11 protein-coding genes are annotated in these 13,190 nt (G+C 43.0%); all 11 read right to left on the reverse strand.

The features are described from left to right. Positions 1–479: 479 nt before the first annotated feature. The 11 genes from hisD to L1999_RS25685 all read right to left on the reverse strand — a co-directional run bounded on the left by hisD (position 480) and on the right by L1999_RS25685 (position 13,187). Entirely contained in the window at positions 480–1,754 is a 1,275-nt protein-coding gene (hisD, locus tag L1999_RS25635) for a histidinol dehydrogenase (protein WP_235741101.1), read from the reverse strand. 13 nt (positions 1,755–1,767) lie between these two features. After that, positions 1,768–2,391, reverse strand: coding sequence for an ATP phosphoribosyltransferase (gene hisG, locus L1999_RS25640; protein ID WP_215045008.1), 624 nt, complete (start codon positions 2,389–2,391; stop codon positions 1,768–1,770). Further along, the gene (locus tag L1999_RS25645; RefSeq protein WP_235741102.1) at positions 2,384–3,556 is read right to left on the reverse strand and encodes an ATP phosphoribosyltransferase regulatory subunit; all 1,173 of its coding nucleotides are present in this window, start codon (positions 3,554–3,556) and stop codon (positions 2,384–2,386) included. Before L1999_RS25645 ends, hisG begins: the two co-directional genes overlap by 8 nt. A 252-nt stretch (positions 3,557–3,808) precedes the next feature. Beyond that, positions 3,809–7,870 carry a bifunctional 2',3'-cyclic-nucleotide 2'-phosphodiesterase/3'-nucleotidase gene (locus L1999_RS25650; RefSeq protein ID WP_235741103.1) on the reverse strand — a complete coding sequence of 1,354 codons (4,062 nt, stop codon included), beginning with the start codon at positions 7,868–7,870 and terminating at the stop codon, positions 3,809–3,811. Between the two features lie 314 nt (positions 7,871–8,184). Next, the gene (locus L1999_RS25655) at positions 8,185–8,733 is read right to left on the reverse strand and encodes an acyltransferase (protein WP_235741104.1); all 549 of its coding nucleotides are present in this window, start codon (positions 8,731–8,733) and stop codon (positions 8,185–8,187) included. Between the two features lie 5 nt (positions 8,734–8,738). Then, entirely contained in the window at positions 8,739–9,389 is a 651-nt protein-coding gene (gene ppaX, locus L1999_RS25660; RefSeq protein ID WP_235741105.1) for a pyrophosphatase PpaX, read from the reverse strand. Between the two features lie 40 nt (positions 9,390–9,429). Next, a complete protein-coding gene (gene lgt, locus L1999_RS25665; RefSeq protein WP_235741106.1) occupies positions 9,430–10,245 on the reverse strand; it encodes a prolipoprotein diacylglyceryl transferase in 816 nt (271 codons plus the stop codon). 12 nt (positions 10,246–10,257) lie between these two features. Continuing rightward, positions 10,258–11,187: an HPr(Ser) kinase/phosphatase gene (gene hprK / locus L1999_RS25670; protein ID WP_215044996.1), complete on the reverse strand. Its 930-nt coding sequence runs from the start codon at positions 11,185–11,187 to the stop codon at positions 10,258–10,260. 154 nt (positions 11,188–11,341) lie between these two features. Further along, a complete protein-coding gene (locus L1999_RS25675) occupies positions 11,342–11,707 on the reverse strand; it encodes a phage holin family protein (RefSeq protein WP_235741107.1) in 366 nt (121 codons plus the stop codon). Between the two features lie 15 nt (positions 11,708–11,722). Next, complete coding sequence (locus L1999_RS25680) at positions 11,723–12,832, reverse strand: DUF4097 family beta strand repeat-containing protein (protein WP_235741108.1); 1,110 nt, start codon at positions 12,830–12,832, stop codon at positions 11,723–11,725. A 40-nt stretch (positions 12,833–12,872) separates the two neighbouring features. Then, entirely contained in the window at positions 12,873–13,187 is a 315-nt protein-coding gene (locus L1999_RS25685; RefSeq protein ID WP_235741109.1) for a magnetosome magnetite crystal formation protein family, read from the reverse strand. Between the last annotated feature and the right edge of the window lie 3 nt (positions 13,188–13,190).

Below are 13,190 nucleotides of genomic sequence, written 5' to 3' on the forward strand. Positions count from 1 at the left end.
TCTATTGGACATTACCCGGTGGTTTACTTCGTGATTTGTCCTTTAGACGGATTCTATTAGACAGTACTCGGCGGACTTCTTCGGGATTTGTCCTTTAGACGTACTCTATTGGACAAAAACCGGAAGTCTTCTTCAGGATTTGTCCTTTAGACGGATTCTATTGGACAAAAACCCGCGGTCTTCTGCAGGTTTTGTCCTTTAGACGGATTCTATTGGACAAAAACCCGCGGTCTTCTTCAGGTTTTGTCCTTTAGACGGACTCTATTGGACAAAAACCGGCGGTCTTCTTCAGGTTTTGTCCTTTAGACGGATTCTATTGGACAAAAACCGGAAGTTTTCTTTGGGATTTGTCCTTTAGACGGACTCTATTGGACAGCCTATGAACACCTCATAAGGACAATTCCTTTGATTTTCCCACTTATCCTGTCCTCTTCAATCCTATTAAGGACAGTCCTTTCAATTTTGAGCCAATGAGCGATTTATTTATCGTTCTTCAACCTAGTCTCAACCGCACGAGCGTGGGCCTCAAGGCCTTCCATCCGGGCGAAGGCAGCAATTTTTGCTCCGTTCTCCTTCAAGGCCTTCTCACTATATACAATCACACTAGACTTCTTCTGAAAATCATCGACATTCAACGGGCTCGAGAACCGTGCCGTTCCATTTGTTGGCAGAACATGATTCGGTCCGGCAAAATAATCGCCCACGGGCTCAGAGCTATAGCGGCCGATAAAAATGGCGCCTGCATGACGAATTTTTCCAAGCAGCTCCATCGCGTTTTCCGTTATCACTTCAAGATGTTCTGGGGCTAATTGGTTAACTGTTTCCACCGCTTCATCTAGATCAGTCGTTACATAAATGGCACCATAATCGGCGATGGCACGAGAAGCGATATCCTTGCGTGGCAGTACAGCAAGCTGTTTTTCCACTTCCGCAGAAACTGCTTCTGCTAACGCAAGCGAAGGTGTGACAAGAACACTGCAGGCGCGCGGATCGTGCTCAGCTTGTGATAACAAATCAGCCGCCACTTCATCCGCACGGGCTGAATCGTCTGCTAACACCGCAATCTCACTAGGACCGGCGATCATATCAATATCGACATCACCAAACACTTCACGTTTGGCTAGTGCGACAAAGATATTTCCAGGTCCGGTAATTTTATCAACAGGAGCAATCGATTCTGTGCCGTAAGCAAGCGCAGCAATCGCTTGAGCGCCGCCTACTTTAAAAATTTCTTTGACGCCTGCTTCTTTTGCGGCAACTAACACCGCTGCAGGAAGTTTCCCTGATTCATCTGGAGGAGATACCATCACAATCCGCTTCACTCCGGCTACTTTCGCCGGAATCACATTCATTAAAACCGATGAAGGATAGGCTGCCGTGCCCCCAGGCACATAGACGCCAACCGAATCAAGCGGGGTGATTTTTTGACCAAGAATCGTTCCATTTTCTTCGGTTGTCATCCAGGACGGGCGGAGCTGCTTTTCATGAAAAGACTTAATATTCTCCGCTGCTTCGCGGACGATTTCGATATACTCCTGATCCACTTCTGCATAGGCCGCTTCTATTTCACCTTCGGTCACCGAAAAAGATGTTAATTGGACGCGGTCGAATTTTTCCGTAAACTCCCTTAATGCTTCTTCGCCGCGATGGCGGATTTCTGAAATAATGCCTTTTACAATTTCCACCTGTTCGGAGGTTCCAGCTTCAATCGACCGTTTGATCGAAACCAGCTCATTTACTTTTAAAATTTTCATTTCTATGCCTCCATTACACTACTTCACTAAGTCGTTTCACCATATCATCAATTTGTTGGTCCTTGATGCGGTAGCTGACAGGATTGACGACGAATCTTGATGTGACATCCTTGATTCGTTCATATTCCACAAGTCCATTTTCCTTTAATGTCCGGCCGGTCGACACAATATCAACGATCCGGTCAGATAGACCGATAATCGGCGCAAGCTCAATCGAGCCGTTTAATTTAATAATTTCAACCTGCTCGCCTTGCTCACGGAAGTAAGCCTCAGCCACATTCGGATATTTGGTGGCCACTCGAGGAGCAACGTCATTCATTTTTGTATCTGGAAGGCCGGCAACTGCCAAATAGCAGTAGCTGATTTTAAGGTCAAGAAGTTCGTAGACATCGCGTTCTTCTTCAAGTAAGACATCTTTCCCGGCAATTCCGACATCCGCCACACCGTGCTCGACATAGGTAGCCACATCCATCGGCTTTGCTAAAATAAATCGTAAGCCCTCTTCGGGAACGTCAATGATTAGTTTTCGCGAATCATCAAATTCCGGGGGCAGCTTATATCCTGCTTTGCGGAGCAGCTCCACGGCCTCAATAAAAATCCGACCTTTTGGCATCGCAATTGTTAATAGGTTACTCATTCGTGCGACCTCCAATTAAATAAGTTGTCTCGGCAAATCTTTTTGTAAATGCATCGAGATTTCTTACACCGGTGATATCTTGGAGTACAGCCTTTTTCCCTTGCTCGTGCATATTTGCTGCCAATTCAAAAGCTTCCTTCCGCCGCTCTTGACTGAAAAAGATGCAGTGCGTGGTATTTTCAAGCTGACCGCCACTTAGGGCTTCAAGGAGCGTATCCATTCGAATCGCAAAACCAGTTGCACTTGCTGTTTTTCCAAACTTTTCAATTAAACTATAGCGGCCGCCATTTCCAATTGGAAAGCCGACATTCCCAGCATAGGCTTCGAAAAGAATCCCGGAATAATAACTCATATGGCTGACAATCGTAAAATCAAATTTCACGTATTCTTCCACACCATAATCCTTAATGACATCCCACAATTCCTTCAGTTCAAGGATGGCCTGTTTTCCTTTGTCATTCTCAATGATATCAAGGGCCAAGCCAATTACCTCTTCACCGCCCCGTAATTCTAGGAGCTGCAAGAGTCTTTTTTTGTCGATCGATGAGAGCTGGAGCGAGTTGACATGCTCGCGGTAGCCTACATAATTTTTTTCAAATAAAAACTTTCGTAATGTGGTGGCTCTGCCATTTGTTCCAAGGATTTGAAAAAACAGCTCGTTCGCAAAGCCTACATGTCCGATGGAAACCTGGAATTGCTCTAGTCCCGCTTTTTTCAAAGAAGAAATAAGCAGGGCAATCACTTCTCCGTCACAGGAAACCGTTTCTTCGTTGAGACATTCAACGCCGATTTGCTCAAACTCAGCCGGACGTCCCCCTTCGCGCTGCTGGGCGCGAAATACATTGGCCGAATAGGCTAATCTCACAGGAAGATCTTCATTTAAAAGCTTGGAGGCAGCTACTCGGGCAATTGGTGCCGTCATATCAGGTCTTAATACGACTGTATGGCCCTCTTTGTCGAGCAGTTTAAATAACTGCTGGTCTGCGATGGCCGAGGCAGCTCCCACGGTTTCGTAGTATTCAAGTGTGGGGGTTTCGATAAATTGGTAACCCCAAAGTTTCAGGGTATTTGCCATCTCGGTGCGGACATGGTGCTTCTTTTCATAAAGTTCAGGGAGTGTGTCCCGCATTCCCAACGGCTTTTCAAACATAAACAAGCGACTCATTCTGCTCATCCTTTATCTTCAGATTTGCTACTATTTTTAAAATCCTTTAGTCTGCTAATGTGCTAATAAATTAAAGTTTACCTGTTTGTATGAACTCCGTCAATCCTAAACAACTGAGTTTCTTTCTATTTTAAACTAGTTTTAGGTACAGTACGCAGTAAATTATGCAAATTTTCACGAGATTCAGCAGAAATTGCGATATTTTGTAAAAAAACACCCCTGAAAAATATTTCAGGGGTGCTCACTACCTTCTTACTGGAATTTCGGATTGCTTTTTACTAATTTAACTGAAGTTGCTTTACTTGTGTTACCAGCTGCGTCTGTAGCAGTAAAGGTTAATACTGTATCATGTGTCTGAGCTGATTTGAAAGAGATGGTAAAAACTCCTTTTTGATCAGCTGCAGCACTGCCTAGCAGTGTTTTTCCATTGTATACTTTTACGGTTGAACCTGCTTCCGCTTTACCGGTTACGCTTTTCGCTGGGGCAATGACTTGTCCAACTTCTGGCGCTTTTGGAGCCGTAATGTCTTTAACCACTACTTTTGTCTCTGCGCTCTTGTTCCCTGCGGCATCAGTTGCAGTTACAGTTACTTCAGTTCCAGCTTTTAATGGTGAAATGCTTACGGTAAATGTTCCATCGGAACCTGCAGTAGCTGTACCAATCACTTTGCCATCAGCTTTAACTTCAACCTTTGCTCCTTCTTCTGTGCTTCCGGTAACTTTTGCAGATTGATCCGTTACTACATCAACAACTGGTGCGTCAGGAGCAATATTGTCTATTTTGATTCTGCCTTCAATTTGAGCTGTAACAGGCTGGCCGTTAAAGGACTTAATATAGTCGACAAACGCATCAAGGTCAGTCATCCTTGTGACCCGGTTTGTTCCCTGTTTAAGTACAACGAATCCATCCCCGCCGTCTGCCATGAAGTTATTAACTGTTACGGAATAAGTACCATTAGGATCAATCTTCGATCCATCTGGCAGATAAATATCGATTACTTTTTGTCCTAGTGGTAAGTTATTGGACCAAGTGTATTTCAAACCAGAAATTTGCATGATCCGGTTTCGATCCGCTGCAAACTGTTGATTTAGTAATGTTCTAACTTGCTCGCCAGTAATATTTTCTGTGACGATATCATTGCCGAATGGCTGGATCGCAAATAATTCTCCCCAAGTAATCGGACCCGCATCCTTGATATCATCACGGATTCCGCCGATATTCATGAAGGCAAAATCAGTACCAGTTGCAGCTTTCATACCATCGGCAATCAAGTTACCAAGTGGCGCTTCCCCTGCTTCATTCGTTGAACGAGAAATTGGTGCTTCGGTTACCCCAACTACTTGATTAGTGATCGGAGCTACATCGGCCTGATATTGATCCATCTCTGCTTTAATTTTTGCATCAAGATGGGCAGCATCTTGGAACGTCGTAATAATTTCTGCTTTTTTCTCAACAATATCTTGTGTTAATGGATCAATGGTTAAATCGACATCAGAAAAAGCTGTTCCATAAGAATAAGATTGAACTAGCAGTTTCCCGTCTACCGTTGAGTTTAGGTATTTATGGTCATGTGCCCCAAAAATAACGTCCACCTCATCATCGACTGCTTTCGCAATATCGACTACTTTACCTGTTGGGTTAGAGCCGTCTGTCGCTGAAGTTCCAGGATCATGAGCAAGAACGACAATTGCTTTTATCCCTTTAGCTTTTAATTCAGCTGTATACTTATTAATCGCTTCTGCTTCGTCAGTGAATTTAACACCCGCTACACCACTTGGGGTAACAATGCTTGGTGTTTCGGTTGTAACCACACCGATAAAGCCCACTTTCACACCGTCAACTTCCTTGACCACATATGGAGGCAGGATTAGTTCGTTTGTATCTTCTTTTACTACGTTTGCTGCCACGTATGGGAAGGCAGCACCTTCAAATGCACCATACTTCTCAACCGTCTTTGGATGTGCACCGCCATTAATTAAGCGAAGCATTTCCGTTACGCCTTCATCAAATTCATGGTTACCAATCGTACCCACATCAAAGCCAAGTTCGTTTAGAATACGGATGGTCGGCTCATCTTGTAATAGCGCTGATACTGGACGGCTCGCACCAACGGCATCTCCTGCTTGAACCATTAAGGTGTTCGAAGGATTGGTTGCTTCTCTTTCTTTCAAGTAACCTGCTAAGTATTCAATTCCGCCGGCAGGCTTACCTGCGACCGTAGTTTTATAGTCTAGTTGTCCATGAAGGTCATTGATTCCTAGTAATTGAACGTGAACATCTTGATTCAGCGCGTATTGTTCAAAGCCATCAGAAGTCGAACCAACATCTTTAATAGAAGGTGTTGAAGCTAGAACTTCTTTTGCGGCTGGTGAAGATTTAAAAGTTAATGTTTTAGCCACTCCGCCAACAGGCGCGATTTTCCAGTTATTATCTGCAACTGGATTTACAACGCCTTGGTCTTTAATATAATCCATTAAAATCTGGCGGTTTTCTAAAGGAGAATCCACCACGACCGTTGCATTTCCACCCTTAGTACCAGGGAAATTTCCGCCGCCGCTTGCACGGTAGTTATTCGTGGCAACGATGAATTTTTGATTTGGATCAATTGCAGACCCATCCATATTGGTAAAATTAATGATACGGTGTGCATCTGGGTTAGAAACAACACCTGTTGTATAGTTGTATCTCGCTGGCTGTGTAACATCAACTTGATATTTAACGCCATCAATCACATCAAAATTATATGGCTGGAATCCATAATCAACTAATTCTTGTGGATTAGGATTTGTAGGATCAATTTTGTTGAATTGTGAGGCAGACATTTCTAACCATTCTTTCACTTCTGCACCCGTTAATTCCACTGCTTTTAATGTGTTGTTATACAAATAAAGGTCATTGGCACTCTTAATGGAAAGATCGCCTTTTGCAATGTTTGTATAATCCGTTGCTCCTTGGCGGCCCGCTTTGAATGGTGCACCTGCTGAGATGATTGGTACCTCTTTTAGGTCGGGACGGTTCTTGCTAATCCAGGTTTTCACATAATCTGTTTGTGCATTGTTAACAATTTGGATGGTTGGGTCATCCATGACACGAGAGAAATAGCTGGACATTGGTGTACTAGTTTCGCCAATTTTCCCGCGTACATATTGAAGTGTTGCTTCGTGATCTGTTTTAACAGCATCTACAATTTCAGTATCAACTGCAGTTGCAGCGGTTACTGGCATATCGACAGATTTTGAAGCAGCTTTATCGGCTGTCCATTTTCCATCCGCATCCTGAACCAATGCCAAGTCAAGAACACCTAGATTGTTACCCCAGAAACCTGCTTCTACTGCAGGTGTACCATTAATCGTACCCTTTGTAGTATTAAGGCCATCTAGATCAGGATTTGCTAGATTGCTGCCTTGGTGGAATTCTTTACCTGCTGGGAAGGCATAGTGGGCATGTCCGAATAATAGGGCATCAATGCCGGAAACTTTACTTAATGAAAATACGGCATTCTCGGCATCCGCTTGGCCATCATTTGTTACATCACAGCCGGAGTGGGCGATTGCTACAACGACGTCAGCCTTAACCCCGTCCTTACCTACTTCTTTCATTTCCTTGACATACTTTTTAGCTGTTTCTACAATATCCTTGACAATAACCTTTCCTTGCAGGTTATCTTTATCCCATTGAAGAATTTGCGGCGGTGCAAACCCAACAATTCCTACATTGACTGTTTGTTCGACACCGTTTTTGTCTTTGATTTTTTTTGGTATGATTCTATATGGAGTAAAATAATTTTGATCATTTGTTGGATCATTGTCATGATCATCTTTATAGATATTAGCGTTAACAATTGGATACGGAGCATGTTTTAAGGTTTTATCTAAAAAGTCTAAGCCATAGTTAAATTCATGATTTCCGACGATTCCGCCATCATAGTTTAATAAGCTCATAGCTTTAAACATTGGATGGACCTCGTCATCTTTCAAAGGATTAACCTTCGCCACATAATCTGCCATCGGATTTCCTTGGAGTAAGTCACCAGCATCAAACAACATAGAGTTGTCTGCCGTTGCTCTTGCCTGCTGAATTAATGTCGCCGTCTTTGATAAACCGTAGTTAATTCCAGCCGCTGTATCTTGGTAGTAATCATAGGCCATTGCTGCATCATGTAAATCAGTAGTTTCTAGAATTCTTAGAGTAGCAGTATTACTACCTGCCTCGGCGGCTTTTACCTTGTAAGGTATTGAGGGTGTAACAATTGTGCTGAGTATCAAAGCTGTGGCAGCTAATTTACTAAATCTTCGAGTATCTTTCTTTTTCATATGCCTCTTCACCTATCCCCTTTGATTAAATTTTCTTGCCAAGACCTCCATGTTCTGTCTAACTTTCTGAAAACACTCTCCTTTAGTAAGATTCAGAAAAAAATGCCGATAGCTAATGATTGTCATTTAGCGAGGAATATTTCCATCTTCCGTCATTTTTTTTAATAGATTATAGGTTTTCGCTATATTCTATTACTATCTAAATCTTATTGTTTTCCAATCATTACTATTATATCGTTCAGAATCAAGAACAAAAATGTGCCCTATTACCTATTTTTTTGTAAAGAGTATTTGAACAACGTAAAAAAGTCTGATCAAATATGACCAGACTTTTTTACGTTTCTATAGATAGGGTCCTCTTCCCAGCGTTTTTCTAGTTCTTCTTTCGTATAAATTACCCGCATCGGATTTCCGCCTACGAAGCATCCAGGCGGAACATCCTTATGTACCAGCGTGCCAGCTGAGACAATGGCCCCATCCCCTATCATGATCCCGGGGAGAATGGTGGAATTTGCGCCAATCATCACTTCACTCCCAATTTCGACAGGACCGAGGCGGTATTCTTTTATCAAATACTCATGGGCGAGAATGGTCGTATTATACCCGATCACGGTGTTGCGGCCGACACTAATTTTTTCGGGAAACATGACATCGAGCATCACCATTAAGGCAAAGGATGTCTGCTCCCCCACCTTAACCCCTAGAAAAGTTCGATATAGCCAATTTTTCATCCCTAAGAAGGGTGTGTACCTCCCCAGCTGAATGACAATAAAATTTTTAACAACCTTCCAAAATGGCACGGTCTTATAGACGTGCCATAAAGAGTTCGCCCCCTCAACAGGATAGCGGGTCGTGTTTCTCATCCTTCTCACTCTCCGAGAATGGTTAATAGGTCCGTCATGTTCTCGAGCATGTAATCTGGTTCATAACTGGCAACATAGTCACGGCCCTTTATCGACCAAGCCACACCGGCTGTTTGCGTTCCGGCATTTTTACCGGCTAAAATATCATGGTAATTATCGCCGACCATCATCGTTTCTGAAGGGGTGGACTTCAACTGCTCCAAGGCGTTAAAAATCGGTTCTGGATCCGGCTTCGTCTTTGTTACATGTTCATAGGCCACAATGACTTCAAAAAACGACTCCAGATTCATCAACCGCAGACCTTTCAGCGTTACGTCAATTCGCTTTGTCGTTACCACGCCTAACTTATAGCCTCGCTCCTTCAGAGTCTGGATCGTTTCTGTCACACCGGCAAACTCTTTTACTAGTTCGTCATGTTTGGAGATATTATACTCACGATAAGCAGCAATCATTTCCTCTACCTGTTCCATGTCCGGGGTCATACTGCCAAACGCCTCATGGAGTGTTGGACCAAGAAACGGCAGGACATCCTCACGTTTATACTTGCTTGGAAAATATTTTTCGAGCGTATTTAGATAAGTTGAGATGATTAATTCATTCGTATCAATTAAGGTTCCATCTAAATCAAATAAGATGGTGGTAATTTTGTTTGTCATCGGTGGGTTCCTTTCCTCTTATTGCTATGGTGGTAACAATTTAATTGGTTTGATCTAAGTAATGGGCCTCGTCAAGACGCTTCGTGCGGCGATAAATTAAAATAGCCGCCGCCACTATAATCAAAGCAATCGAAATGGTTTGCGCCATCCGCAGATTTCCGAGCATTAAACTATCTGTTCTTAGTCCTTCGACGAAGAAACGGCCAACTGAATACCAAATAACATAGGTTAAAAACAGTTCTCCCCGGCGGAAATTCACACGACGGAGCAAGATTAATAATAGAAAGCCGGCAAAATCCCATAAGGATTCATATAAGAACGTAGGGTGATAATAGGTACCATTAATATACATTTGGTTGATAATAAAATCCGGTAAATGCAGATTTTCAAGGAAGGACCTTGTTACTTCGCGGCCGTGGGCCTCCTGGTTCATGAAATTTCCCCAGCGGCCAATCGCCTGTCCTAAAATGAGGCTAGGAGCAGCAATGTCGACAATTTTCCAGAAAGAAATTCCTCTTTTCCTGGCAAAAACAATGGTGGTGATCACAGAACCAATTAGCGCTCCATGGATGGCAATTCCGCCATTCCAGATTTTTGGAATGTCTGCCGGATGGTGTGCATAATAACCCCATTCAAATACCACATAGTAAATCCGCGCTGAAATAATTGCAATGGGAATCGCCCAAAGCATTAAATCGGCAAATGTATCTTTCGGTAATCCTCTACGGTTGGCCTCTCTTATCGCCAGATACAAAGCAAGTGCCAGACCGGAGCCGATAATAATCCCATACCAATGCACTTGAATCGGGCCAAGTGAAAAGGCGATCGGGTTCAATGGCTTTATTGTTTCGTTCATCTCTTTCTCCCCTTATTCGTGGTCTCCCTCTTCAATTACATCTGACAGGCGGTCGGTAAATTGCTGCGCAGCATTTACGCCCATCCGTTTTAACCGGAAATTCATCGCTGCGACTTCAATGATAACGGCAAGGTTTCGTCCTGGACGAACTGGAACCGTCAGCTTAGGAACATCGGTATCAATAATCCTCATTTTTTCCTCATCCAAGCCTAGGCGGTCATATTGCTTTTTCGCATCCCAAATTTCCAGATTCATGATTAAGGTAATCCGCTTATTACTGCGGACAGCCCCTGCCCCAAACAAGGTCATCACATTGATAATTCCAAGACCACGGATCTCTAAAAGATGTTCAATTAAATCCGGTGAGGTCCCAACCAATGTGTCCTGGTCTTCCTGACGAATTTCAACGCAATCGTCAGCCACAAGGCGGTGCCCGCGTTTTACTAGTTCAAGCGCGGTTTCACTTTTACCAACGCCGCTTTTTCCTGTAATTAACACGCCAATCCCATACACATCCACCAAAACCCCATGAACAGCGGTTGTTGGCGCAAGCTTACTTTCTAAAAAGTTGGTTAAACGGCTAGAGAAACGGGTCGTGACCATGTTTGTCTTTAACACAGGTACAGACTCCCGCTCGGAGGCCTCAATGAGCTCCTTAGGAACATCAATACCTCTTGTGACAATGATTGCCGGAGTCACATCTGTACAAAGTTGTTCCATTCGTGAAGCGCGGTCTTTCGGAGATAGTTCGCTAAAAAAGGATAATTCTGTTTTTCCTAACAGCTGAATCCGTTCAGCGGGGTAAAACTCAAAGTAACCGGCCATTTCAATCCCCGGACGGGATATATCACTCATGGTGATCGGGCGGTTAATACCTTCTTCACCACTGATTAATTCTAAATTAAATTTTTCATAAATATCTTTTGTACGAACTTTTGGCAAGAAGATTTCCTCCTCAAACGGATGTATTTTTAAAAAAGTAGAAATAAGAAGAATTCATACCTCTTATTTTAGCATTTTTTGAAAAAGAACCAAATGTAAGTTATACAAAATTGAAAAAAGGTGCCCCTTTTTAAAAAAGGAACACCCTAATCGATTATTTTTTAGCCTTTCTGGATGGCTCAAACAATGTTTTTTGAATGATAACATTAACAAGCGACATCAGCACGGCAAAAAACAGGGCCATGCCAAAACCATTGATTTCAAAAGAAGTGCCCATCAAATAATCCGTTAGTTCTAGTGTAACGGCATTAATGACAAACAGAAACAGTCCCATCGTTAGGACTGTAACCGGCAAGGTAAATAAAATTAACAGCGGCCGGACCAGTACATTTAAAATCGATAATAATACGCTCGCTTCTAGCGCAGCCACAAAACCGGTTAATTGAAAGCTTTCGTGAAAATAACCGGCGAGGGCCGTAAATAATACCGCATTGATCAAACAACCTATCAGCCATCTCATTCCTAAAGTCTCCTACTATTCTTCTTGTGATTGGTGGATCGTAATAGAGCCTGTTTTCGTATCTGCATATAGGTTTACGAGTTGTTCCGGGTGATTAATCGATTGGAACCGCAGTGATTTTTGGATCATTTCACTCTTTTCCTCAAGCACTTGGATGCCGACTAGGTTCACATGAAATCCGCCGAGGTTCGTCTTTAAATCCCCATTTACGGGGAGTCCCTCAGGAAGATAAAGGTCAACTCCACCCGCTGCTGTTTTGGCTCGAATGAATTCAGCTTCGTTTCCATGGAGTTTTAAACTGATATTCCCGTTAAACGACTCCATTTCCAGTTTTTTAAACTCACCGTCAAGTTGGATCGCGCCGTTAATTGTCTCTGCTTCCACTTGATCGAACTGACTGCCTGTCAGTTTTATTTTTCCGTTTGCTGTTTCCATTTCTGTCTTTTTACCGGTAAAACGGTCGAGAACTATTTTTCCATTGGCTGTTTTAACACGGAGCTCGTCAACATTCATATGTTCTCCTGAAACGGGACCATTAAACAATCTGACGCGAACCCGGTTATAAACGGCTTTTGGCACATAAACGACCGCTTCCACCTTCATCCATTTCTGCTGGGTGCTAAAACGTAATTTCTCATGTTCAAGCGTGAAAAGGACGTCTCGTAAAAAATTTTGCCGGGCCTGATCTTGGTTTTCCACGCGGTATACTTTTGCCTGACACTCGATTCTAACATCTGGCTGCTCCCAGCCAACGAGCTTCACGGCCCCGTTCGCGACGTCAATGTCAATATCTTTTATTGTGGCGTCCCCTTGATGGAATATATGCGAGATATCCACAGATTGGCCGAAGTTTAAATCTAAGTCTAGGTCTTTAATTTTTTTCAAGGCTATGTCCACAAATTCAAAGATTTTGTCCTTTGTAGATTGGTATTTTGCTTGGAATGGCTCTTCTTTTTTGGCTTCTTCAAATTGGACAGTGGTCGACAGCTCATTAACAATTTGTGCCTGTTTTTGTTCCATCGATTGCTCTGCTTTTTCCAGTTCCTCGAGAAGTGTTAGGGCTTCCTCGACCTTCAGTTTGCCTTCCTCGACCATTTGTAAAATCCGTTTTCTTTCCTCTTTCATTTTCTCCACCTCTAGTTTTATGGATTTCTCACTTTTAAGTTTATTCAGCTGTTAACACCTTTACGCCCTTGATTATGTTCCAGATGACGATAATGAGCCAAAGTAAAGCCAGCACGATGATACTAATAATGGTAAATACAGGGATGGTATCTTGCTGTGCCGTAAAGTCATGGAATACCGCAAACACTAGCAGCGGTGTCAGGATGAGTGGAATGAGGTGTGAGAATAGTGATTTCTTAGCATGCTGTTTGGTTCCTTCGTCACTTGTTGCTAGATAGACGGCTAAGGGAAAAATAAATCCAGCGAAAAAGATACTAAAATAGCATAGACTGGATAAAACTTTGCGGGTTTCCATACG

The organism is Neobacillus drentensis (assembly GCF_021560175.1).
Lineage (GTDB): Bacteria > Bacillota > Bacilli > Bacillales > Cytobacillaceae > Neobacillus > Neobacillus drentensis_A.

Coding starts and splice junctions, on each gene's coding strand:
- hisD (WP_235741101.1), bottom strand. CDS start 1,754: ATGAAAATTTTAAAAGTAAATGAGCTGGTTTCGATCAAACGGTCGATT.
- hisG (WP_215045008.1), bottom strand. CDS start 2,391: ATGAGTAACCTATTAACAATTGCGATGCCAAAAGGTCGGATTTTTATT.
- L1999_RS25645 (WP_235741102.1), bottom strand. CDS start 3,556: ATGAGTCGCTTGTTTATGTTTGAAAAGCCGTTGGGAATGCGGGACACA.
- L1999_RS25650 (WP_235741103.1), bottom strand. CDS start 7,870: ATGAAAAAGAAAGATACTCGAAGATTTAGTAAATTAGCTGCCACAGCT.
- L1999_RS25655 (WP_235741104.1), bottom strand. CDS start 8,733: ATGAGAAACACGACCCGCTATCCTGTTGAGGGGGCGAACTCTTTATGG.
- ppaX (WP_235741105.1), bottom strand. CDS start 9,389: ATGACAAACAAAATTACCACCATCTTATTTGATTTAGATGGAACCTTA.
- lgt (WP_235741106.1), bottom strand. CDS start 10,245: ATGAACGAAACAATAAAGCCATTGAACCCGATCGCCTTTTCACTTGGC.
- L1999_RS25675 (WP_235741107.1), bottom strand. CDS start 11,707: ATGAGATGGCTGATAGGTTGTTTGATCAATGCGGTATTATTTACGGCC.
- L1999_RS25680 (WP_235741108.1), bottom strand. CDS start 12,832: ATGAAAGAGGAAAGAAAACGGATTTTACAAATGGTCGAGGAAGGCAAA.
- L1999_RS25685 (WP_235741109.1), bottom strand. CDS start 13,187: ATGGAAACCCGCAAAGTTTTATCCAGTCTATGCTATTTTAGTATCTTT.